This window comes from Methylobacterium sp. A52T, from assembly GCF_053346095.1.
The window spans coordinates 1-21,719 of sequence record NZ_JBKFBI010000101.1 but is presented as its reverse complement, the minus strand read 5'-3'; the positions used below and the strand labels follow the sequence as shown (position 1 = coordinate 21,719).

At 72.0% G+C, this 21,719-nt stretch carries 20 protein-coding genes and 1 pseudogene; 16 read left to right on the top strand and 5 right to left on the bottom strand.

The features are described from left to right. Positions 1–514: 514 nt before the first annotated feature. The gene (locus ACLBYE_RS21390; protein ID WP_447695692.1) at positions 515–1,246 is read left to right on the top strand and encodes a Crp/Fnr family transcriptional regulator; all 732 of its coding nucleotides are present in this window, start codon (positions 515–517) and stop codon (positions 1,244–1,246) included. 57 nt (positions 1,247–1,303) lie between these two features. After that, positions 1,304–2,023: an HWE histidine kinase domain-containing protein gene (locus ACLBYE_RS21385; protein ID WP_447695691.1), complete on the top strand. Its 720-nt coding sequence runs from the start codon at positions 1,304–1,306 to the stop codon at positions 2,021–2,023. Between the two features lie 3 nt (positions 2,024–2,026). Here the strand turns inward: ACLBYE_RS21385 and ACLBYE_RS21380 are convergent, their stop codons facing one another. Further along, positions 2,027–2,806: a Crp/Fnr family transcriptional regulator gene (locus ACLBYE_RS21380; protein ID WP_447681883.1), complete on the bottom strand. Its 780-nt coding sequence runs from the start codon at positions 2,804–2,806 to the stop codon at positions 2,027–2,029. Between the two features lie 218 nt (positions 2,807–3,024). Continuing rightward, the gene (locus ACLBYE_RS21375) at positions 3,025–3,243 is read right to left on the bottom strand and encodes a DUF6894 family protein (protein WP_447695690.1); all 219 of its coding nucleotides are present in this window, start codon (positions 3,241–3,243) and stop codon (positions 3,025–3,027) included. A 325-nt stretch (positions 3,244–3,568) separates the two neighbouring features. Between ACLBYE_RS21375 and urtA the strand changes: the two genes are divergently transcribed. The 7 genes from urtA to ACLBYE_RS21340 all read left to right on the top strand — a co-directional run bounded on the left by urtA (position 3,569) and on the right by ACLBYE_RS21340 (position 10,265). Next, positions 3,569–4,864 carry an urea ABC transporter substrate-binding protein gene (urtA, locus tag ACLBYE_RS21370; protein ID WP_447695689.1) on the top strand — a complete coding sequence of 432 codons (1,296 nt, stop codon included), beginning with the start codon at positions 3,569–3,571 and terminating at the stop codon, positions 4,862–4,864. 280 nt (positions 4,865–5,144) lie between these two features. Further along, positions 5,145–6,716, top strand: a complete 1,572-nt coding sequence (gene urtB / locus ACLBYE_RS21365; RefSeq protein WP_447695688.1) for an urea ABC transporter permease subunit UrtB — start codon at positions 5,145–5,147, stop codon at positions 6,714–6,716. 5 nt (positions 6,717–6,721) lie between these two features. Next, positions 6,722–7,876, top strand: a complete 1,155-nt coding sequence (urtC, locus tag ACLBYE_RS21360) for an urea ABC transporter permease subunit UrtC (RefSeq protein WP_447695687.1) — start codon at positions 6,722–6,724, stop codon at positions 7,874–7,876. Next, positions 7,873–8,676, top strand: a complete 804-nt coding sequence (gene urtD, locus ACLBYE_RS21355) for an urea ABC transporter ATP-binding protein UrtD (RefSeq protein ID WP_020095146.1) — start codon at positions 7,873–7,875, stop codon at positions 8,674–8,676. Before urtC ends, urtD begins: the two co-directional genes overlap by 4 nt. Positions 8,677–8,678: 2 nt before the next feature. Then, entirely contained in the window at positions 8,679–9,374 is a 696-nt protein-coding gene (gene urtE, locus ACLBYE_RS21350) for an urea ABC transporter ATP-binding subunit UrtE (RefSeq protein ID WP_447695693.1), read from the top strand. A gap of 287 nt (positions 9,375–9,661) precedes the next feature. Then, on the top strand, positions 9,662–9,868 hold the full coding sequence (locus ACLBYE_RS21345) for a hypothetical protein (RefSeq protein ID WP_447695686.1): 207 nt from the start codon (positions 9,662–9,664) through the stop codon (positions 9,866–9,868). 100 nt (positions 9,869–9,968) lie between these two features. After that, positions 9,969–10,265, top strand: a complete 297-nt coding sequence (locus ACLBYE_RS21340) for a hypothetical protein (RefSeq protein WP_447695685.1) — start codon at positions 9,969–9,971, stop codon at positions 10,263–10,265. 17 nt (positions 10,266–10,282) lie between these two features. Here ACLBYE_RS21340 and ACLBYE_RS21335 read toward each other — a convergent pair whose 3' ends face one another. The 3 genes from ACLBYE_RS21335 to ACLBYE_RS21325 all read right to left on the bottom strand — a co-directional run bounded on the left by ACLBYE_RS21335 (position 10,283) and on the right by ACLBYE_RS21325 (position 13,911). Further along, on the bottom strand, positions 10,283–11,929 hold the full coding sequence (locus ACLBYE_RS21335) for a hybrid sensor histidine kinase/response regulator (protein WP_447695684.1): 1,647 nt from the start codon (positions 11,927–11,929) through the stop codon (positions 10,283–10,285). Between the two features lie 424 nt (positions 11,930–12,353). After that, positions 12,354–13,199, bottom strand: coding sequence for a hypothetical protein (locus ACLBYE_RS21330; RefSeq protein WP_447695683.1), 846 nt, complete (start codon positions 13,197–13,199; stop codon positions 12,354–12,356). A gap of 79 nt (positions 13,200–13,278) precedes the next feature. Further along, positions 13,279–13,911 carry a LuxR C-terminal-related transcriptional regulator gene (locus tag ACLBYE_RS21325; RefSeq protein WP_447695682.1) on the bottom strand — a complete coding sequence of 211 codons (633 nt, stop codon included), beginning with the start codon at positions 13,909–13,911 and terminating at the stop codon, positions 13,279–13,281. A 274-nt stretch (positions 13,912–14,185) separates the two neighbouring features. On the opposite strand from ACLBYE_RS21325, the gene ACLBYE_RS21320 reads away from it, so the two are divergent. From ACLBYE_RS21320 to ACLBYE_RS21290, 7 genes and pseudogenes are all read left to right on the top strand, one after another. Further along, positions 14,186–14,779, top strand: a complete 594-nt coding sequence (locus ACLBYE_RS21320) for a hypothetical protein (protein ID WP_447695681.1) — start codon at positions 14,186–14,188, stop codon at positions 14,777–14,779. 3 nt (positions 14,780–14,782) lie between these two features. Then, the gene (locus tag ACLBYE_RS21315; protein ID WP_447695680.1) at positions 14,783–15,883 is read left to right on the top strand and encodes an AAA family ATPase; all 1,101 of its coding nucleotides are present in this window, start codon (positions 14,783–14,785) and stop codon (positions 15,881–15,883) included. 85 nt (positions 15,884–15,968) lie between these two features. Continuing rightward, positions 15,969–17,924, top strand: coding sequence for an AAA family ATPase (locus ACLBYE_RS21310; protein ID WP_447695679.1), 1,956 nt, complete (start codon positions 15,969–15,971; stop codon positions 17,922–17,924). Between the two features lie 22 nt (positions 17,925–17,946). Beyond that, entirely contained in the window at positions 17,947–19,308 is a 1,362-nt protein-coding gene (locus ACLBYE_RS21305) for a hypothetical protein (protein ID WP_447695678.1), read from the top strand. Then, entirely contained in the window at positions 19,305–20,732 is a 1,428-nt protein-coding gene (locus ACLBYE_RS21300; RefSeq protein ID WP_447695677.1) for a peptidoglycan-binding protein, read from the top strand. Before ACLBYE_RS21305 ends, ACLBYE_RS21300 begins: the two co-directional genes overlap by 4 nt. Before the next feature lie 12 nt (positions 20,733–20,744). Further along, entirely contained in the window at positions 20,745–21,488 is a 744-nt protein-coding gene (locus tag ACLBYE_RS21295) for a hypothetical protein (RefSeq protein WP_447695676.1), read from the top strand. Beyond that, positions 21,452–21,719: pseudogene (locus ACLBYE_RS21290) on the top strand (hypothetical protein); the annotation flags it as partial. The gene ACLBYE_RS21295 and the pseudogene ACLBYE_RS21290, both read left to right, overlap by 37 nt.

The window sequence follows — 21,719 nt, the reverse complement described above, 5'->3', positions numbered from 1 at the left end:
CGGGGGGCCGGGCGGGGGGGGGGGGGGGGGCGGGGGGAGGGGGCGCCGCCCGCCCCGGACCGGGCGGACGAGGCGCAGCGCAGGCTGCATGGGCAGGAATCCGTCCACGATAGGCCGTCCGCTGCGGCGCGAACCGGCGGAACCCGTTGAGAGAAGGCGAAGAACAGGACGACGACTTGTCCCGAGCCGATATTTCGGCATTCCCGCTCGTCAAATCGTGCTCCGCCGGGTCCACGAAGTCAAAAGCACAGTCTTTTCAATTTCGACACGACGCGCGAACATTCTCCCTCCGGGAGAGGCCGGCGCGGGATCACTGCCCTAGTCCTGACGACGGGCTGCCCGAACCGCCGAGATCTTGCCGCCTCGCGACGGTGACGGGCCCGGATCCGGGCGATTCGGCCGGGTGCGGCGGGCGGAAAGACACCCTACGGTAGCACAAACTAATCTGCGTAAGTATTCATGGCTTGAAACAAAATGTAGGTTCGCGCCCCCACGCCGTCGTGGAGACGCCGCCATGCCAAACCCGCTCGTGCACAAGCTAAATTGCTATGTCCGGCTCTCCGAAGACGACCGGATGTGCTTGGCCGACGCCATGAGCCCGAGCCGCATGGTCGCCGCGCGCACCGACATCATCCACGAGGGCGAGGATCCGCGCGCGATCAACGTGATCCTCGAGGGCTGGGCCTGCCGGTACCGGCAATTCGCCAACGGGCGCCGCCAGATCGTCTCGCTCCTGCTCCCGGGCGACCCGTGCGACCCGCACATCTTCCTCCTCGACGAGATGGATCACGCGATCGGCGCGATCACGCCCGTGCTCCTCGGCCAGATCTCCGGCCCCGCGATGCGGGACGTGACCGCCCGCAGCCCGCGGCTCGACATGGCCTTCCACCGCGAGGCCCTGGCCACCGCGGCGATCCAGCGCGAGTGGACGGTCAGCCTCGGCAGCCGCACCGGGATCGAGCGCCTCGCCCACCTGTTCTGCGAGGTGCACGCGCGCCTGGCGGCCATCGGCCTGAACGACGGGAATACCTGCGCGATGCCGATGACGCAGAACGATCTCGGCGACGCGATGGGGCAGACCAGCGTGCACATCAACCGCACGCTCCAGGAACTGCGCGGCATGGGGCTGATCACCCTGCGCAGCCGGCGCCTGACGATCCACGATCCGGCCGCGCTCGCCCGGCTCGCGCATTTCGACACCGCGTACCTCCATCTCACCGAGGCCGGCCACGCCGCCGCGCGCTGAACCCTGCCCGCCCCGCGGTGATTGAGCCAGGTTGAACGACATCCGGAGTGGCCCGGCATGACAGACCCTCGCGATCCGGCGGAGCGACTCGCGGCCCTCGAGGCCGACAACGCGCGCCTGCGCCGGCTGCTCGACGCGGCGGGGCTCCCGGACGGCCTGCGCCACGGCATGCGCAACACGATGGCGATGATGCGCACCGTCATGCACCGTTCCGCCGAGAGCGCCGCGGATGTCGAGAGCTACGTGGCGCATCTCGACGGCCGGTTCGGGGCGATCATGCGCGTTCAGGCCGCCACCGACGCGTTCGGCGACGCGGACCTGCACACGCTGATCTCGGACGAGCTGATGTTCCACCTCGCCCGCGAGGGCGAGCAGGCCAGCCTCGACGGCCCACGGGTGCGCCTCCGCCCCAAGGCCGCCCAGGTCGTCGCGCTGGCCCTTCACGAACTGGCCAGCAACGCGGTGGAGCACGGATCCCTGGCGCTCCCGCAGGGCCGGATCCGCGCCGCGTGGTGGGTGACGGACGCGGAGGCCGGACCGCCCGTCCTCAGCCTCGACTGGGCCGAGACCGGCGGCAGCGGTGTCCAGGCCTCCGGACGGCGCGGCTTCGGCACGGACGTGCTGACGGAGATGCTGGCCTACGATCTCGGCGCGGCGGTCGACCTGCGCTACGAGCCGGACGGGCTGCGCTGCGCGATCCGCGTGCCGCTCACGGCCCAGATCGGGCGCCGCATGGCCGAGGATCCCGAGACGGACTGGGACGGCGACGGCCGGTGAGCCTCACGATCCGGACGCCGCCCGCACCTGCCCGGTCATCTGCGGCAGCGCGCCGAGCGCCTCCACGGGCGGGTTCGGGCCGGGCAGGAGCAGGTAGTCGGGCGTGAACCCGGAAAACTCCCGCAGACGCTCGAGATTCGGCACGCGCACGCTCTTGCGCCCGCTCTCGATCAGGCCGGCCCTGCGCAGATCGGAGAGCACGCGCGAGAGGTGGACGTTCGAGAGCCCCGCCGTGTCGGCCAGCTCGGACTGCGCCAGCGGCAGGCGGTAATCGGGCTCCAGGCCGAGGCCGACGGCGTTCAGGCGCGCGAAGAGCTCGCAGATGATGTGCGCGACCTGCCTGTCGGCGGACCGGCGCCCCACCCCGACGAGCCATTCCTGCAGGACGGCCTCGTCGACCAGGACCGACCACCAGAGGGCGCGGTAGATGTTGGGCCGGAGGGCGGCGAGTTCCTTGATCGTCCGGTAGGGGACCGAGGCGACGGTGCAGGGCGTCAGCGTCGCCACGGAGTGGATCGCCCGGTTGAGCAGGGACGCGTGCAGGTCGCAGCCGTCGCCGGGCACGAGGTAGGCGAGGATCGAGCGCCCCCCGTCGGGCACCAGCTTGTAGCGGCAGGCGAACCCGTCGAGGATCACGTAGGCGGCGTCGGGCCGCACGCCTTCCGAGACCAGGTCGCGACCCGCCTCGACCTGCGCGACATCGCTGGTCGCCGCTGCCAGGGCGGCCACGTCGCCCTCGTCCAGGTTCGCGCGCAGGGCCAGCTTCCGAAGGAAGGGGTTCAAGGGATCTCCCGGACATCCTGCCCCGCGCGCGGAGCCGCATCTGCGTAAACGCGTGACGGCTTATCCTTACTCCGCGAACGCATCAAATGATCGCCACGCCCGGATGCGGCTCCCGGCGCGCTCGGACCGGGGCCGCCGCCCGGAATGGGCCGCGAGGGTCGCGCCGCGTCGTGCCCGTCGGGTCATGCGGGCCGGGTCATGCGGGCCGGGTCGGCGTATCAGGAGAGCGGCAGCGTGCGCAGGACGGTGCCGTTCGCGTCATGGATCTCCATCCGCCAGCCCGCCGCGGCGTCCGGCAGCTCGCCGGCCTTCCGGAACTCCTCGATCAGCGCCAGCGCCTCCGCCTCCGCGTGCGCGACCGACGCGGCGAGGACGCCGGTCTCGTCCTCGATCGTCTCGCCGTCGCTCCTCAGGCGGAAATAGTAGCGCTCTGCCATGACAGCCTTCAGCCCAGGACCCCCTCCCGCCCCGGCGGACGGGCGCTGCCCGCCCCGCGGGCTGAGGTAAGTGGCATCGATCCGCATACGTTCAACGTGCTGGCGAGATTGCGGTCGCCGGTGCCCACCGCTTGGTCCGCCCGCTCCCCAACGCGCTCCCCGACGCCGCAGGACGCGGCACGGCGCTGCCGCTCTGGCGGGCGAAACGCCGTCCTTCTGGGCGCCGGCGCGCGCCGAGCAGCCTCGCGACGCGCCATGCCTAAATAATTGGCACACGATTTGCGAAGCCCGTCCCGTCGCGAGGAAGACGACGCAGGGGACCGCCATGAAGGCATTTGGAACTTGGGCCTCGGCCGCCGCGCTGGCCGCCGGGCTGGCGATGGGCACGCTGGGAGCGGGCGCCGCCCGGGCGCAGGAGACCATCAAGGTCGGGATCCTGCACTCGCTGTCGGGCACGATGGCGATCTCGGAGACCACCCTCAAGGACGCGATGCTGATGCTCATCGCGGAGCAGAACGCCAAGGGCGGCGTGCTGGGCAAGAAGCTGGAGCCGGTGGTGGTCGATCCGGCCTCGAACTGGCCGCTCTTCGCCGAGAAGGCCCGCGAGCTGATCAGCAAGGACAAGGTCGCGGCCGTGTTCGGCTGCTGGACCAGCGTGTCGCGCAAGTCCGTGCTGCCGGTGTTCAAGGAACTCGACAACATCCTGTTCTACCCCGTCCAGTACGAGGGCGAGGAGAGCGAGCGGAACGTGTTCTACACCGGCGCCGCCCCGAACCAGCAGGCGATCCCGGCGGTCGACTACCTGATGTCGGAGGATGGCGGCGGCGCCAAGCGCTGGGTGCTGGAGGGGACCGACTACGTCTACCCGCGCACCACCAACAAGATCCTCGAAGCCTACCTCAAGTCCAAGGGGGTCAAGGACGAGGACATCATGATCAACTACACGCCGTTCGGCTTCTCGGACTGGCAGACGGAGGTGTCGAAGATCAAGGCGTTCGGGTCGGCCGGCAAGAAGACCGCCGTGGTCTCGACCATCAACGGCGACGCCAACGTGCCGTTCTACAAGGAGCTCGGCAACCAGGGCATCAAGGCCACCGACATCCCGGTCGTCGCCTTCTCGGTGGGCGAGGAGGAGCTCGCCGGCATCGACGCCAAGCCGCTGGTCGGCCACCTCGCGGCCTGGAACTACTTCGAGTCGATCAAGACGCCGGAGAACGAGGCCTTCATCAAGAAGTGGCAGGCGTTCAAGAAGAACCCCAAGGCCGTCACCAACGACCCGATGGAGGCCCACTACATCGGCTTCAACATGTGGGTGAAGGCGGTCGAGAAGGCCGGCACCACCGACCCCGACAAGGTGATCGACGCGCTGCCGGGCATCGAGCAGAAGAACCTCACCGGCGGCACCGCGAAGATGCTGCCGAACCACCACATCACCAAGCCGGTCTTCATCGGCGAGATCGAGTCGAACGGCCAGTTCGACGTGGTGTGGAAGACCGACACGCTGATTCCCGGCGAGGCGTGGTCGAAGCAGCTCGAGGGCTCGAAGGACCTCGAGGCCGACTGGGTCAAGCTCAAGTGCGGCAACTACAACACCAAGACCAAGACCTGCGGCGGCGCCTGAGGGGCGCTCCCGCTGAACGGAGGTGCCGGACCTGCAGTTCGGTTCGGCACCTTCGGAACTCGGTGACGCGCAGGTCCCCTCTCCCAGGCGGGAGAGGGACAGGGTGAGGGATCAGGTCTTTCCGAACAGCGCGCACCCCTCACCCCAACCCTCTCCCGCCCGGGAGAGGGGGCCTGTCGCGCCTCGCATCGGCCGATCCGTGCAGACCACGGCCGCCCGCTGGCGAACTCAGGTGCCTCACGCGTCGCCGTCCCGCTTCCCAGGCGCAACGAAAGTCTCGATGCTCCGTCTCCTCTGCCTCCTCCTCCTGCTCTTCGCCGCCCCGGCGCTCGCCCAGGCGCCCGATCCCTACGGCCAGCTCGCCGGCGACGGCTACGCCGAGATCGAGGCCGGCGTCTCCGGGCTCGCCGCCTCTGGCGATCCGCGCGCCGACGCGATCCTCGCGGCCCTGTCGGACGGCCGCCTGCTGGTCGGCCCGGACAAGACCCTGCTGATCCGGCAGGGCGGCGCCGTCGTGGAGGCGAGGACCGGCATCCCGGCCGCCGACAGCCCCGACCTCAAGCCGGTGCGGGCCAACAACCGGGTCCGCCGGGCGGTCGAGGCCGCCCGCGGGCAGCTCGACCTCGCGAGCCCCGACCCGGCCAAGCGCCGCGCCGCCGCCGACGCGGTGTTCAAGGCGCGGGACGCGGCCGCGCTGCCGGCCCTCGACGCGGCGCTGGCCCGCGAGACCCATCCGGGCGTCCGGCAGGCGCTCACCGAGGCGCGCGCCGCCGTGCTGCTCGCCAGGCCCGGCACCGCGGAACCCGACCGGATTGCCGCGATTCCCGCCATCCAGGCCCGGGGCGATGGCGACGCGATGGGCATCCTGCGCGGTCTCGCGGCGGATCCGAGCGAAGCGGTGCGGGGAGCCGCCACCCGCGGCATCGCGGCGATCGAGACGCGGCTCGCGATCGTCAGTGCCCTCCAGAACGTCTGGTACGGCATCTCGCTCGGCTCGGTCCTGCTGCTCGCCGCCATCGGGCTCGCCATCACCTTCGGGGTGATGGGCGTGATCAACATGGCCCACGGCGAGATGGTGATGCTCGGCGCCTACACGACCTACCTCGTGCAGGAGCTGATCCGCACCAAGGCGCCCTTCCTGTTCGGCTGGTCGCTGGCGATCAGCATCCCCTGCGCGTTCCTGGTCGCCGGCCTCGTCGGCGTGCTGATCGAGCGGTTCATCATCCGCTTCCTGTACGGGCGCCCGCTGGAGACGCTGCTCGCCACTTTCGGGGTCAGCCTCGCCCTGCAGCAGGGCGTGCGCTCGATCTTCGGCCCGACCAACCGCGAGGTCGGCGCACCGGCCTTCATGAGCGGTGCCTTCGACTTCTACGGCCTGTCGGTCACCTGGGGCCGGATGTGGATCATCGTGTTCGCGTTCGCCGTGTTCCTGGGCCTCCTGTTCGTGCTGCGGAAGACATCCTTCGGCCTGAAGACCCGGGCGGTCACCCAGAACCGCCGCATGGCCGCCGCGATGGGCATCCGCACGCCCTACGTCGACGCCCTGACCTTCGGGCTCGGCTCCGGCATCGCCGGGATGGCGGGCGTCGCGCTCTCGCAGATCGACAACGTCTCGCCCAATCTCGGCCAGGGCTACATCATCGACTCGTTCCTCGTGGTGGTGTTCGGCGGCGTCGGCAACCTCTGGGGGACGCTGGTGGCGGCGCTGACGCTCGGCGTCGTGAACAAGCTCGCCGAGCCGTATATCGGCGCGGTGCTGGCCAAGATCGGCCTCCTGATCTTCATCATCCTGTTCATCCAGAAGCGCCCGCGCGGCCTGTTCGCGCTCAAGGGCCGGGCGGTGGAATCGTGAGCCGCATGCCATCCCGCACCCCCCTCATCGATCTCAAGGGCTGGATCTTCCTCGCCGTCCTGGCCGCCTTCTGTCTCGCCGTGCCGGTGCTGAACCTCGCGGTGCCGGAAGGCTCCGGCCTGCACCTCCCGACCTACCTCGTCTCGCTCTTCGGAAAATACCTCGCCTACGCGCTGCTCGCGGTCAGCCTCGACCTCGTCTGGGGCTATTGCGGCATCCTCTCGCTCGGCCACGGGGCGTTCTTCGCCCTCGGCGGCTACGCGATGGGCATGTACCTGATGCGCCAGATCGGCGCCCGGGGCGTCTACGGCAACCCGGTCCTGCCCGACTTCATGGTGTTCCTGAACTACAAGGCGCTGCCCTGGTACTGGTACGGCTTCGACCACTTCGCCTTCGCGGCCCTGATGGTGCTGCTGGTGCCGGGCCTGCTGGCCTTCGTGTTCGGCTGGCTCGCCTTCCGGTCGCGGGTGACGGGCGTCTACCTGTCGATCATCACCCAGGCGCTGACCTACGCGCTGATGCTCGCCTTCTTCCGCAACGACATGGGGCTCGGCGGCAACAACGGGCTGACCGACTTCAAGGATTTTCTGGGCCTCTCGGTTCAGTCCCAGAATTTCCGCGTCGGCATCTTCGTGGCCACCGGAATCGCGCTGGCGCTGGGCTACCTGATCGCCCGGGTCATGACGGTCTCGGCCTACGGCAAGATCCTGATCGCCGTGCGCGACGCCGAGAGCCGGACGCGCTTCCTCGGCTACCGGCCGGAGCACTTCAAGACGCTGGCCTTCACGGTCTCGGCCATGATGGCGGGCGTCGCCGGCGCCCTCTACGTGCCGCAGGTCGGCATCATCAACCCGGGGGAGTTCGCGCCCACCAACTCCATCGAGACGGTCATCTGGGTGGCGGTGGGCGGCCGCGGCACGCTGGTCGGCGCGGCGCTCGGCGCCGTTCTGGTCAACTACGCCAAGACCGTGCTCACCGGCGCGATGCCGGACGCGTGGCTGTTCGCGCTCGGCGGCCTGTTCGTGTTCGTGACGCTGTTCCTGCCGCGCGGCCTCGTCGGCACCGCGATCGAGCGGTTCGGCTCCCGGCGCGCCGCCGCCAAGCTGCCGCCGGAGCCCGAGATCGCCCCGAAACTCGCCGAAGAAGGGCAGGGCTCGTGAGCACCGACCTCCTCGAACCTCCGGATGCCGCTGCCCGCGGCCCCGCCAACCGGAAGCGGGAGACGGACGCGCTCCTCTACCTCGACGACCTGCGGGTGACCTTCGACGGCTACAAGGCTCTGCGCGGTCTGTCGCTGACGCTGGCCCGCGGCGAGCTGCGGGCGATCATCGGCCCGAACGGCGCCGGCAAGACCACCATGATGGACTGCATCACCGGCAAGACGCGGCCGGACAGCGGCATCGCGTTGTTCGACGGCACCCACGACCTGCTCAGGAGCGACGAGCCGGCGATCGCCGACCTCGGCATCGGCCGCAAGTTCCAGAAGCCCACCGTGTTCGAGAGCCACACGGTCGCCGACAACATCCTGCTCGCCCTCAAAGGGCCGCGCGCGGCCTTCGCGTCCCTGTTCGGCTGGCGCAACCGGGTGGAGGCCGCGCGGATCGATTCCCTGCTGGAGACCGTCGGCCTGCTGGCCCATCGCGGCCGCCCGGCGGCCGATCTCAGCCACGGCCAGAAGCAGTGGCTGGAGATCGGCATGCTGCTCGCGCAGGACCCGAAGCTCCTGCTCGTCGACGAGCCGGTGGCCGGCATGACCGACGCCGAGACCGCCGAGACCGCCCGCCTCCTGCGCCGCATCGCCGGCGAGCACGCCGTCCTCGTGGTCGAGCACGACATGCACTTCGTCCGGGACCTCGGCTGCCGGGTCACCTGCCTGCACGAGGGCGCGGTGCTGGCCGAGGGCTCGATCGACGCGGTCTCGGCCGACCCGCGGGTGGTCGAAGTGTATCTGGGACGATGACCATGCTCTCCGTCGACGGCATCGACCTCTATTACGGCGCCGCGCAGGCGCTCCGCGGCGTCTCGCTGACGGCCGAGGCCGGGCGGGTCACCACGGTCCTGGGCCGCAACGGCGTCGGCAAGACCTCGCTGCTGCGGGCGATCGTCGGCCAGCAGCCGGTGCGCTCCGGCGCGATCCGCCTCGACGGCCGCCCGATCCAGGGCCTCGCGCCCTACGACCGGGCGCGCGCCGGGATCGCCTTCGTGCCCCAGGGCCGCGAGATCTTCCCGCTGCTCACCGTGAAGGAGAACCTGGAGACCGGCTTCGCGCCGCTCAAGCGCCGCGACCGCCACATCCCGGGGGAGATCTACGACCTGTTCCCGGTGCTCAAGGACATGCTGCACCGGCGCGGCGGCGACCTCTCGGGCGGCCAGCAGCAGCAGCTCGCCATCGGCCGGGCGCTGGTGACGCGGCCGAAGCTCCTCGTGCTCGACGAGCCCACCGAGGGCATCCAGCCCTCGATCATCAAGGATATCGGCCGGGCGATCACCTACCTGCGCGGCAAGGGCGAGATGGGGATCGTGCTGGTCGAGCAGTATTTCGAGTGGGCCCGGGACCTCTGCGATTCCTACGCGGTGATGGATCGCGGGCAGGTGGTGCTGGCCGGGCCGCGGGCCGACATGGTCGAGGCCGACGTGCTCCGCTGGATGTCCGTCTAGCGCGCCCGCCACACGTCCCGCCGGCGCCGGCGCGGGAATACGGCACTTCGATCCGGATATCGGGACGGATAATCAACAATCGGAGCGCGGCGGGAGCCGACATCGGCCGCCAAATCTGTGCACACGGCTCCAGTTGGCCAATGTTAAAACACAATTCAGGTCCGCCATGGGGCACAACCACGGGGGGCCCATGACGATCCTGGATCCGATCACCGGCGAGCTGGTCACCATCGCCGTTCCGCGGCCGCGGCCGCAGGCCGGCCCGCGCTGACGGGCGGCGCGCTGTCATGACGAACGCGACCGACCGAGGGGCCGCCCGCCGCGGCGCCCGCGGCGGCCGTGCCCAGGTCCGGACGGTGCCGCCGGGCCTGCTGCTGGCCGGCGGCGTGGGGGCGAACGCCCCGCTGACGGCTGTCGACCTGATCGCCCAGGCCCGCGCGGCCCGGCGGGAGGCCGAGGCCCGCGACGGCGCGGACCGCGCCGAGCAGGGCTGACGCGGCGACCGGGGCCGCCGAGCCGGCCGCCCGCCTCTTGAGATCACCCGCGCGGGATGGTCAGAAGGCCGGCAGTCTCGCGGCGGCCGGCGGGTGAGTCATGAAGTTCGGCGTCCTGATCCTGGCCGGCGCCTGCGGCGTCCTCGTCGGGATCGTCATCGGATACGTCGCGGGGGCGCGACTCAGCCAGGCCTTCGCGCAGTTGCCGGTGACGGACCGCTCCCCCGCCGCGCAGGCGCTCCGGATCGTGGACCGCATCGCGACCGAGCACGGCCTCGCGCGGGACGCGCTGCTCCGGGCGATGCTCGACCAGCAGGGCGGCGGAACGGGGACCGCGCGTCCCGGCGAGGAGCCGGGCAGGGTGCCAGGCACGGCCCCGGGCGAACCGGCCCGGTAGGGCGCCGACCGCGCGCCTCACGCGGCCGGCGCCGGCCGGGGGCGCAGCCGGAGGCTCGCGGCGGTGAGCACGGAGCGCAGCTCGGCCGGCCGGACCGGTTTCGAGAGGATCGGGATGTCCGGCGCCCCCAGATCCTCGCGCACGCGCGCCTCGTCGTGGCCGCTCATCACCACCGCCGGCAGCGGGCGGCCGGCGAGCCTCCGGACCGCCGCGATGCAGTCCGTCCCCGTGACGCCGTTCCCGAGCTCGAAATCGGTGATGAGGAGGTCGATCTCCGGCACGGCGTCGGGGATCCCGGTCTCGGGCCGGACGCGGCAGCCCCATTTCTCCAGCAGGCTGGCGGTCGCCCGCAGCACGGCAGCGTCGTCCTCCACCAGCAGCACGCGCAGGCCGCCGATCGTCGCCGGCGGGTCCAGCCGGGCCGGGAGGGCCGCGGGCTCCGCGGCCCGGGCGAGGGGCAGGTTACCGATCGTCACGCAGGTCCCGCGACCCGGCACCGAGCGCAGCGTCACCGTCAGGTCCAGGAGCGCGCCGAGCCGCCGGACGATCGGCAGGCCGAGGCCCACCCCCTCGACGTCCCGGTCGCCGCGGCGGCGGACTTGGTAGAACTCGTCGAAGACCCGCTCCTGATGCGCGACCGGGATTCCGGGGCCGCGATCGAAGACCTGGATGGCGAGCCGGTCGCCCCGCCGGCGGCAGGCGATCAGGATCGGCCGGCCGGGCGCGTACTTGATCGCGTTGTTGACGATGTTCTGGACCATGGTCGTGAGCAGGGCCCGGTCGGTGCGCACCACGACCGCGCAGGCGCGGCTGCGCAGGACCGTCCCGGCGATCTGGGCGGCCTCGGAGTTCTGGCGCCGGACATCCTCGAGGATGTCGTTGATCGCGACGGGCTCGGGCCGGGGCTCCACCCGGCCGCTGTCGAGGGTCGAGATGTCCAGGAGCGACTTGAACAGGCGCGAGACGCTCTGCAGCGACCGGTCGATGTTCTCGACCATCTGCAACTCCTCCGGCCCCAGCCGGGCGCCGCGCAGGCAGGCGGTGAACAGGCTGATGGCGTGGATCGGCTGGCGCAGATCGTGGCTCGCCTGCGCCAGGAAGCGCGACTTGGACAGGCTCGCCTCCTGCTCGCGCTCGTAGGCGCCGCGCAGGCGCTCCAGCAGGCTGTAGATGTAGGTCGGCACGAGGACGGTGATGGCCGTCAGCGTCAGGACGAGGAACGGGTTCGCGCGCCAGTACGCGTTGAAGTACGTGGTGACCGCGATCGAGACCAGGGCCGCCGCCGTGGACGCCTTTAGGGCGGTGACGCCGTAGCGCAGGCCGTTGCCGACGATCAGCCGGATGACGATCGCGTAGAGCGGCAGGAACGGCGCGCCGCCCACCGCCATCGTGTAGGTCATCCCGCCGAGGTCGAGGAGGAAGGTGACGACACGGCGCGGCGTGTTGCTGCCGGGGTTGCGGCTGATCCAGCCGTACAGCGCCACGGCGAAGACCCAGTGGCACGTCACCAGATAGGCGACGAACCGGGCCTCCGGCGGGGCGATCCCGCCGTAGATCTGGGGCAGGAGATACAGGCAGGCGAGGCCGATGACGACGGCCCGGATCAGCGCCTGCGCCTTCTCGTTGTCGTACGCCTCGTCCCGCCGGCGCCGCGACCCGAACATCGTCGGCTCAGGCCCGCCCGGCAGCGACGCCGAGACCGAGACCGGGGATCCGCTCCGCCGGGGCGGACCCCGCGGCGTCCGCCCTGAATCGCGCCGTGCCGGCCCCGGTCTCCCGCTGTCGCTTCATCGTGCAGTCGCCCTGCCGCGTCGCCGCCCGGGATCCGGGCAACGGCGCGCCGCCGTCGCCGGTCGTGGACAGATCTGACAAGTCTACCTGAAGGTGAACGACGCCACCAGACGCGACGAGAGCCCGCGATATGGCGGCGCGGACGAGTCTTCGCTCCTAGAACCGCTTATTCAGTCTCCGACACAATGGTTCCGTGCTGCATCGAGACGTTCATGCGGAAAATATGCGGCAGATTATTTTTTACTTCACTGCAGGCCTGATCTCGTCGACCGGCCGCACGCACGGTCGCGGGCGCCGTCAGCGGTAGGTGCCGGCGCCCGGATCGAATCGATAGACCCGAGCATCCCGGTCCGTGGCCGGACGCAGCGCCCCGTCCGCGCCGAGCACGGTGCCGCTCAGGGCGACCCGGACCGGGGGCCACGCGGCGGGGTCGCGCGGATCCTCCGGCAGGATCTCCAGCCGTCCCGTGCTCGATCCCAGCCGGCAGGGATCCTCCGCGCAGCCGGCCGTCTCGTCGGCGCCCGCCGCGACCTCGCCCGCGAGCGTCCAGTGGGCCGGCGCGTCGCGGAACTGCAGGAGGAGGTACGAGAAGCCCTGCGATCCGGCCGTCCCGTAGACCGTGAGGCGCAGGCCCATCAGGAGGCGGCCCCGGCTCAGCGGCCTGAACACGGCGCCGAGCCGCTCGTCCACCTCCGGGGCGCCGCCGTTGCGGTTCCCGGTCCCGATCCGGCCGGACAGGACCTGCACGTCTTCGAGGCGCCAGCGCATATCCTTGAGGACGTAGGTGGCGGCCGCGACGCTCAGCCGGTCGGGCGCCGCGGCGTCCGCGCCCGGGGCCGGCATCGTGACGAAGCCGGTGAACCGGCTCCCGGTCTCGGTGGAGAACATCGCGGCGGTCCAGAATTCCGCCGTGCGGCCGTCCTTCATCCGGCAGGTCTCGGCCTCCTTGTCGGCGGGCCGCCCGCAGATCGCCGCCAGCACCGTGGCGCGCGGCAGCATGGCGAGGTCGGGATCGGCCGCGGCGGGCGCGGCAGCGAGCCCGGCCGCCAGTCCAACCGCCAGCACCGGCAGCACCGCCAGGGCCGGGCCCGTCAGAAAGCGCCCGCGGGCTGCACGCCCGTCTCCCCGTCCCGCCCGTCTCATGCGCCGGGCTCTGCCACGGGGCCCGGCACCGGGCCATTCGGACAGGTGTACGATCGGCCCCGCCGCACGGCCCGCGCCCTCAATCCCCGACGCCGGCCGTGGCGGCCTTCGCGGCCGCGGCGGACCGGGAGGTGACGTCGAGGGCGCGCAGCAGCGCCGAGACGTGGATGCGGACGGTGAAGGGGGAGATCTCGAGCTCCCGGGCGATCTCTTTGTTGGTGCGTCCCAGCGCGACGAGGCGCAGCACGTCGCGCTGGCGCTGCGTCAGGGGCGGGAGCGGGCCGCGCGGCGCGGCGAGGCCCGAGACCGGGCTGCGCCGGATCACGAACTCGCCGTCGCGAATCGCCGCGATCGCCTGGGCGATCTCCGCGGCGGGCAGCGCCTTGCCGATGAAGCCGTCGGCACCCTCGGCCATGACGGTCCGGATCAGGCCCTCGTCCTCGATCATCGACACGACGATGATCGAGGCCCGCTCGAACTCGACGCGCAGCGCGCCGATGGAGTGGCGGGGATCGAGGCCGGGGAACAGGAGGTCGAGGAGGAACGCCCGCGGGGGCGCCCCGGCGCGGGCCACCGCCAGGACCTGCTCCATGGTGGCGGCCTCCCGGACCAGGGCCTGCGGGTAGAGCCGCTCCGCGATGCGCCGCATGCCCTCGCGGAACAGCGGGTGATCGTCGGCAACGATCAGGGTCTCTCGCGCGGAGCCGTTCATGCCACTCCCGGTCGCAGCATCGGAATCTATCCCCATGACGTCGCGGCGCGGAGCCATGCCGAGGAAAATCCCCAGCGTGTCAAGGCTGCGACGATAGGTCATATACACTAGTAGACCGGTTTTTTCCGCCTGCCTAGAAGTCGGCCGGTCATGGTGACAGGCATCGGCCCGCTAATTTTTTCGAATCTTTCCAAAAAGAGCGAGGCTGCTGGTCATGTCGTGCGCGCCGAGGCGACGCACGAATTACGTCGTTCCATGTTCGGGGGCCCGCTGGATGTCGGAAGTCGAACACCAGAATGCTGAGCGGCAGGCTCAGGATAGGCTTTCCGAGCCCCGCGCGGCCCCGAGCGCCCCGCCCGCCGCCAAGCCGGGCCTCTCGCCGAGCCTCATCGCGATCGTGGGCGGCCTGGTGGCGGCGGGCGCCGTCGCGGGCGTGCTGCTCTCGGGCAGCGGCGAGACCGCCGGGACGGCCGCGCGCCCGGCCCTGACGCTGGTCAAGGCGGGCGAGATCGACAAGGCCGCCGAGACCCTGCCCTCCGACGAGAAGGACAAGATCGTCGCGGAGGCCAAGGCCTGCCGGGCTCCGCTGGGCCAGATGCGCCTGTCGAAGATGGCGGCCGATGCCGGCGGCGTGGTGCGCATCCGGGCCGGGAACTACCTGTCCCCGGCCTTCAACGTCGCCGACGGGCCGATCAACATCGCGGTCCCGTTCCCGGCGCCCTACGAGACCGGCAAGGGCGAGATCACCATCGAGGGCGCCGCCAAGGACGTCTTCGTCGAACTGACGCCGGGCCTGAAGATCGACACGACCGGCGGCGTCCAGCGGATCCCCGTGATCTGGAATACCAGCAAACCCTGCGGAGGCTGACGGATGTCGAAATCCGCCATCCTCTCCTTCGTCGTCTCCGGGCTGGTGGTCGCGGTCCTCACCCCGCTCCTGCTGAGCACCGATTACGGCCCGGTCGCCTGGTGGAACGCCGCCGGGCCGGAGCTGCGCTGGAAGGCGGCGATCGGGATCGCCGTCGCCCTGCTGGCGGCTCTGGGCCTCGCCGCGACCGCCACGGCCGCGCGGAAGGCGGAGGCCGGCCTCGGGCAGCCGGCCGGCGGCCTGCTGGCCCTGCCGCGCCTGATCGTGGCGCCGCGCCGGGTCGTGGAGGCCCGGTCTCCCGAGGCCGTGATCGCGAATCTCGAGGCCATGGTCGGGCTCGCGCCGGTCAAGCGCGAGGTCAACGCCCTGATCGCGCGGCTGGAGCTGGAGCAGCGGCGGCGCGCCGAGGGCCTGCCGGTGGCGGCGATCAGCCAGCACATGGTGTTCACCGGGCCGCCCGGCGTCGGCAAGACCGAGGTGGCGCGGGCGATCGGCGAGATCTACCGGTCCCTCGAAGTGCTGCGCCGCGGGCATCTCGTGGAGGTCGACCGCGCGGCCCTGGTGGCGGGCTATGTCGGCCAGACCGCGGCCAGGACCCTCGAGAAGTGCCACGAGGCCCTCGACGGCATCCTGTTCATCGACGAGGCTTACACCCTGGCCGCCGGCGGCGGGGGCGGCGGCGACTTCGGCAAGGAGGCGATCGACACCCTCCTCAAGTTCATGGAGGACAACCGCGACCGGATCATCGTGATCGTCGCCGGCTACACCAACGACATGCGCCGGTTCATCGACACGAATCCCGGCCTCGCCGGCCGCTTCACCAAGATCATCGAGTTCCCGCCCTACAGCCCGAAGGATCTCTGCGAGATCCTGAGGCGCATGGCGGCCCGGCAGCAATTCGCGCTCCCCGAGGGTTTCGAGGCGGCGCTGACCCCCTGGCTCGCGCAGCGGTCCCGCGCCGACGACTGGTCGAACGCCCGCGAGATGCGGACCCTCCTGGAGAAGGCCCGCGAGGCCCAGGCCGCCCGGGTCGCCCTGCAGGGCGGCGACCTGCGCCGCCTGGAGATCGTCGATCTGCTCCGCGCCACCGGCGAGGACGCCTGAGGGCGGCCCGAGGGGCCACGCGCGCCCAGCACGCAGGCCACCACCAGGGCCATCACCAGGGCCAGCACCAAGGTTCGCCACGTCCATGGAACGCCTCGACAAGCATCCGGTCGCGCTCTTCGCGGTCATCGTGCTGGGTGCCACCGGCCTGCTGGTCGCCCTGCGGCCGGACGTGCTCGGGTCGCTCGCCGCGACGCCGTCGGCGCTGCTGCGCAACGGCCTGATCCTCGGGGGCCTCGTCGGCGGCCTGCTCGCGGCGAGCTACATCCCGGCGCGGATCGAGGCGACGCGGCGCGCCCTGGACCGGGCCCGGGCGAGCCGCAAGATCCGCCCGATCCGCTTCGTCGACGACGGCGCGGCCGCGGAGAAGAAGGACCTCCTGGCCACCGCGCTCGCGACCCTCGACGGCATGGTCGGGCTCGACCCCGTGAAGCTGGAGGTGAAGGGCGTCATCGCCCGGATGCAGGTGGAGCAGCAGCGCCGCGCCCAGAACCTGCCGGTGGCGGCCATGAGCCAGCACATGGTGTTCACCGGACCGCCCGGCGTCGGCAAGACCGAGGTGGCGCGGGTCCTCGGCAGCGTCTTCAAGGCGCTCAAGGTGCTGCGCAAGGGCCACCTCGTGGAGGTCGACCGGGCCGGGCTGGTGGCGGGCTACGCCGGCCAGACCGCGATCAAGACCCTGGAGCGCTGCAAGGAGGCCCTCGACGGCATCCTGTTCATCGACGAGGCCTACGCGCTGGCCCCCGGCGGGGGGAGCGGCGGCGAGTTCGGCAAGGAGGCGATCGACACCCTCCTCAAGTTCATGGAGGACAATCGCGACCGCATCATCGTGATCGTCGCCGGCTACACCAACGACATGCGCCGGTTCATCGACACGAATCCCGGCCTCGCCAGCCGCTTCACCAAGACCGTCGAGTTCCCGCCCTACAGCCCGCCGGAGCTCGCCGAGATCCTGAAGCGCATGGCCGCGGGCCAGGGCTTCGTCATGCCGGAGGGGTTCGAGAAGGACCTCGCAGCCTATGTTGGGGCCCGGTCGAAGGCCGAGGACTGGGCCAACGCCCGCGAGATGCGCACGGTCCTGGAGAAGGCCCGCCAGGCGCAGGCGCTGCGCCTCGCCGCCAGCCCCGGCGGCGACATCAACCGGCTCGAACCCGCCGACATCGCCGCGGCCCTCGGCCGCCAGGCCGGCGGCGCGGTCGACATGGACGCGGCCCGGAAGGTCATGGCCCGCCTCGACGCGATGGTCGGGCTCGCGCCGGTCAAGGAGCAGGTGAAGACCGTGGCGGCGCGGGTGCTGGTCGATGCCCGGCGCCGCGCCGAGGGCATCGAGGTCGGCGCGGTGAGCCAGCACATGGTGTTCACCGGGCCGCCCGGCGTCGGCAAGACCGAGGTGGCGCGCATCATGGGCGACATCTTCCGGACGCTCGGCGTCCTGCGGAAGGGGCACGTGGTCGAGGTCGACCGGGCCGGGCTGGTGGCGGGCTACGTCGGCCAGACCGCGGCCAAGACCCTGGAGCGCTGCAAGGAGGCCCTCGACGGCATCCTGTTCATCGACGAGGCCTACACGCTGGCCGAGGGCGGCGGGGGCGGCAGCGACTTCGGCAAGGAGGCGATCGACACCCTCCTGAAGTTCATGGAGGACAACCGCGACCGAATCATCGTGATCGTCGCCGGCTACACCGGCGACATGGCCCGGTTCATCGACACGAATCCCGGCCTCGCCGGCCGGTTCACCAAGACCGTGGAATTCCCGGCCTACGACCCGTACGACCTCGTCGAGATCCTGCGCCTGATGGCGTCGCGGCAATCGTTCCGGCTGCCGCCGCGCTTCGAGACCCTGCTGATCCCGTGGGTCGAGCAGCGCGCGCAGCGGCACGACTGGGCGAATGCCCGCGAGATGCGCACGCTCCTGGAGCGCCTGCGCGAGGCCCAGGCGATGCGCCTCGCCAGCGATCCCCTGGGCGATTACGGCCAGTTCGAGCTCGTGGATGTCGAGCGGGCGCTCGGCGGCGGGGCCCCGCGCCCCGCCGCCCTGTCGTGACGGCCCGGGAGCCGTCGCAGCCATGAGCATCGCCCGCGAGGACTGGCTGCGCGCGCACGCGGCCCTCTGGTACGACGATCGCCGCTACCGCTTGGCCTGGCTCGCCCTGCCGCAGGCCGTGACCTGCGCGGTGGCGGGCCTGTGCATGGCGCTGGCCGCGCAGGGTGTCTGGGGTCAGCCGGCCACCGCCTCGAAGGCGCGGCTCGCCGAGCTGAGCGCCCTGCGCGATCGGGCCGGCAAGGACGGCGACCGCAAGGCGTTCGACGCGCTGACCGCCGCGGCCACCCAGGGCCAGATCGACGCCGCGACCAAGCTCGGGACGCTCTACGACCCCCTGACCGCCGCCTACTTCCCGAACAAGCCCGTGCCGAACGATTTCGCCCGGGCGGCCGCCCTCTACGGACCGGGCGCCGCGATCGGCGATCTCCTGGCGGTCACGCGCCTCGCGGACGTGCTGCTCGACCCGGCCAACCCCAACCGCGACCTCCGGCGCGGCTGCCGCCTGGCCCAGACCTGGATCGACGCCCCCGAGACGCTCGAGCGCACGATCACCGGCGAGGAGCGGCTGACCGTCAAGCTCGCCACCTGCTACGTCGAGCCCGAGAGCGGCCTGCCGCAGGACCCGGTGCGGGCCGGGGGGCTGGTGACCGCGGTGCTGTGGCGCCGCCACCGGCCGACGATGGACGCCTTCATCAACAATCTCAGGCAGCAGAACCCCGCCCTGGTGTCGGGCATCCAGCGGCACCTGGCCGAGCAGCGCCGGTACATCGGCCCGGTGGACGGGCGGCCCAATCCCGGGATCATCACGGCCCTCCAGGTGGAGGCGGGGATCACCAACACGGTCGCGACCCCGCGGCCCGAGCCGCGGCGGGTGACGCCCAAGGGTCCGGATCCGGAGGTGCTGGCCCTCCAGGCCGCCGCCCGGACCGGCGACCGGCGGAAGATGGCCGAGCTGAAGAGCCGCGCCGAGGCCGGGGACGCGGACGCGCTCACCGCCTACGCGCGCCTGTTCAACCCGGTGATGAACAAGGGCGACGTCTTCGCGCCGGACGCGCAGGTCGCCGTCGCCGCCTACGAGCGCGCCGCGGCCGCCGGCAACGGCATGGCGGCCGGCGAGGCGGCGGTGCTGTACGATTCCGGCTACGGCAACGTCGCCAAGGATCCCCGGAAGGCCGCCACCCTCGCTCTGCGGGGCGTCGACCTCAAGGACGACCAGATCACCTTCTGGCTGCTGTTCCCGGAGGCGGGCAACTGGAGCGACGGGTTCTGGGGCGCGATCCAGGCCGCGCTGACCGCGCGCGGCTTCTACACGCTCCCGGTCGAGAACAAGCGCAATTCCGCGGTCATTACGGCCCTGCGCGCCTACATGAAAGCCAAGTCATGAGCGGCGTCACGATCGGGACCGACCGGCTCCGGGCGCACGCGACGCTCTGGTACGCGGACGCGCGCTACCGCCTCGCCTGGCTGGTCCTGCCCCAGGCCGCGGTCGCCCTCCTGGCTGGCCTCGCCCTGGCGCTGCTGAAGCCCGCGGGCGAGTGGGGCAAGCCCGCCGACAGCAAGGAGAACGAGAAGCTCTATCTCGACCTGCTGGACAAGGCCGGCAAGGACGGCGACCGGGCCGCCTTCGAGAAGCTGCGGACGGCCGCCGAGGCCGGCGACGTCAGCGCCCGCTCGTTCATGGGCGCCCTCTACAATCCCGAATGGGCCGCGGTCTACGCCAAGAACCCGGTCAAGCCCGACGCCGCCAAGGCCCTGACCTACTACCAGAAGCCCGCCGACCTCGGCTTCCCCGGGGCCCAGCGCGGCATGACCGAGCTCCTGCTCGACCCGGCCCGCGGCCAGCACGATCTCAAGCGGGGCTGCCGCTACGGGCTGGCCTTCCAGGCGAACCCGGTCGCGGCCCGGAACAACTACCTCGATTCCTGGTCGACGCTCTACTGGATCGCCGGCTGCTACACCGATGCCGGGAGCGGCGTCCCGCTGGATCCGCAGAAGGCCGCCGACCTCTACATGAACACGGTGGCGGCCAAGCTGCCGCGGGCGGTCACCACCTTCACGGACGAGCTCGGCCGGCAGCCCCCCGACCTCGTGGCGGCGATCCAGCGCGACCTCGCCAAGCGCGGCTTCTACACCGGGCCGGCCGACGGGACGGCGACGCCGCAGACGCGCGCGGCCGTGCAGGCCCTGGCCGGCCGGGGTGCCGGCCCGCAGGGCAACGCGGGAGCTGGCAGTGCGGGGGCGGGCAACCCCGGAGCCGGCAACACCGGAGCCGGAAAGCCCGCCAGCCCGCCGCCTCCGGCACCGCCCGCGGCGACGCCGAGCGTCGAGGACCTCATCGCGCTGTCGAAGAGCGCGGTCTCCAACGCCGCCGACGCGGCGAAGCTCCGGGGCCTGGCGGAGAGCGGCGTCCCGGTGGCGCAGTACCTCTACGCCGCGATGCACCTGTCCCCGGCCAACCGGGAGCAGCGGGTCACCGCGCCGGACGGCCCCCTGGCGGCCCGGTATCTCGAGCGCCTCGCGGTCGAGCGCTCCTTCGCCCCCGCGGCGGCCTCGGCGGCCTTCCTGTACGACCTCGGCGGCGCCGGCCTGCAGCGGGATCCCGCGAAGGCGGCCGACCTGACGATCCGCGCCCTCGAGCTCAAGTCCACCGAGATCCTGCAGAATCTCGAGCAGGACCAGTGGGGCGCCGGCTTCTGGGCCGCCCTCCAGCAGCGCCTCGCCGACCGGAATCTCTACCAGGGCCGCGTCGTCGACCAGCGCAACGACCGGACCATCCAGGCGGCGCGCCGCCTCCTCGGCAATCCATAGGAGACGGCCATCATGGGTCCCCGCCGCAAGGATCCCGCGCGGTTCCCGGCCCCCCGGGCCGGAAGCCGCATCGGCCACCGCACCGCCGCCCTGATGGCGGGCCTGCTGGCCGGCCTCCTGATGCCCGCCGCCGCGCAGGCGCAGATCAAGGTCCGCAAGGCCGACTGCTTCTTCGCGGCCGACGGCAGGACCGTCATCGACGGGGTCTGCGAGTTCCTGACCGACGCGCGCAGCTACGGGGTGGGCGGGTTCCGCCTCGCCACCTACACCAACGGCTACCTGCGCGACGGCGTGGTCGTGTCGGTGACGGCGCCCGGCCAGGGCACGGCGACCTGGAACCGGGAGCCCGGCGGCAAGCCCGAGGACGGCCCCGCCGACAGCGTCACCGCGGAGGGCGCCTGCTGGACCGGGTCCCGGAGCCGGATCTGCGCCTGGAAGGTCGGCGAGGGCCGCCCCGGCTTCGGCGGCGCCCCCGCGGCGGCGCCCGGGGCCGGCGCCCCCCGGGCCCCCCGCCGCTACCCCCGGGGCGCCCCCCCCCGGCCGCCGCCGCCGCCCCCGGGGGGGCCCCCGGGCCCGCCGCCCCGCGGGCCGCCGACTGCTACCTCGAGGTCGCGGGCGGTGTCCGCCTCGACGGGGCCTGCCAGTTCCGGTCGGAGACCGGGCAGACCGGTGCCCGCGGCTTCGAGATCCGCTCCTACGCCGCGGGCAAGCTCGACGTCGTGGCGCAGCTCGTCCGCGACCCGCAGAACCCGCTGAAGGCCACGGCCTTCTGGAACGGGTCGTCGGGGGGCCTGCGCGCCGCCGAGGCCCTCGGCGCCCTGTCGCCGAGCGGCCCCTGCTGGGACAATGACGGCGCCCGTCTCTGCGTCTGGCAGCCCGGCCAGCCCCGCGGCGGCTGGGACCGGCGGGACGGCGGGACCGCGCCGTCCCGCGACCGGCCGGCCGAGGCCCGGGCTCCGGCCCCGCCCGAGACGCCGCCGTCGCCGC

Coding starts and splice junctions, on each gene's coding strand:
- ACLBYE_RS21390 (WP_447695692.1), top strand. CDS start 515: ATGCCAAACCCGCTCGTGCACAAGCTAAATTGCTATGTCCGGCTCTCC.
- ACLBYE_RS21385 (WP_447695691.1), top strand. CDS start 1,304: ATGACAGACCCTCGCGATCCGGCGGAGCGACTCGCGGCCCTCGAGGCC.
- ACLBYE_RS21375 (WP_447695690.1), bottom strand. CDS start 3,243: ATGGCAGAGCGCTACTATTTCCGCCTGAGGAGCGACGGCGAGACGATC.
- urtA (WP_447695689.1), top strand. CDS start 3,569: ATGAAGGCATTTGGAACTTGGGCCTCGGCCGCCGCGCTGGCCGCCGGG.
- urtB (WP_447695688.1), top strand. CDS start 5,145: ATGCTCCGTCTCCTCTGCCTCCTCCTCCTGCTCTTCGCCGCCCCGGCG.
- urtC (WP_447695687.1), top strand. CDS start 6,722: ATGCCATCCCGCACCCCCCTCATCGATCTCAAGGGCTGGATCTTCCTC.
- urtE (WP_447695693.1), top strand. CDS start 8,679: ATGCTCTCCGTCGACGGCATCGACCTCTATTACGGCGCCGCGCAGGCG.
- ACLBYE_RS21345 (WP_447695686.1), top strand. CDS start 9,662: ATGACGAACGCGACCGACCGAGGGGCCGCCCGCCGCGGCGCCCGCGGC.
- ACLBYE_RS21340 (WP_447695685.1), top strand. CDS start 9,969: ATGAAGTTCGGCGTCCTGATCCTGGCCGGCGCCTGCGGCGTCCTCGTC.
- ACLBYE_RS21335 (WP_447695684.1), bottom strand. CDS start 11,929: ATGTTCGGGTCGCGGCGCCGGCGGGACGAGGCGTACGACAACGAGAAG.
- ACLBYE_RS21330 (WP_447695683.1), bottom strand. CDS start 13,199: ATGAGACGGGCGGGACGGGGAGACGGGCGTGCAGCCCGCGGGCGCTTT.
- ACLBYE_RS21325 (WP_447695682.1), bottom strand. CDS start 13,911: ATGAACGGCTCCGCGCGAGAGACCCTGATCGTTGCCGACGATCACCCG.
- ACLBYE_RS21320 (WP_447695681.1), top strand. CDS start 14,186: ATGTCGGAAGTCGAACACCAGAATGCTGAGCGGCAGGCTCAGGATAGG.
- ACLBYE_RS21315 (WP_447695680.1), top strand. CDS start 14,783: ATGTCGAAATCCGCCATCCTCTCCTTCGTCGTCTCCGGGCTGGTGGTC.
- ACLBYE_RS21310 (WP_447695679.1), top strand. CDS start 15,969: ATGGAACGCCTCGACAAGCATCCGGTCGCGCTCTTCGCGGTCATCGTG.
- ACLBYE_RS21305 (WP_447695678.1), top strand. CDS start 17,947: ATGAGCATCGCCCGCGAGGACTGGCTGCGCGCGCACGCGGCCCTCTGG.
- ACLBYE_RS21300 (WP_447695677.1), top strand. CDS start 19,305: ATGAGCGGCGTCACGATCGGGACCGACCGGCTCCGGGCGCACGCGACG.
- ACLBYE_RS21295 (WP_447695676.1), top strand. CDS start 20,745: ATGGGTCCCCGCCGCAAGGATCCCGCGCGGTTCCCGGCCCCCCGGGCC.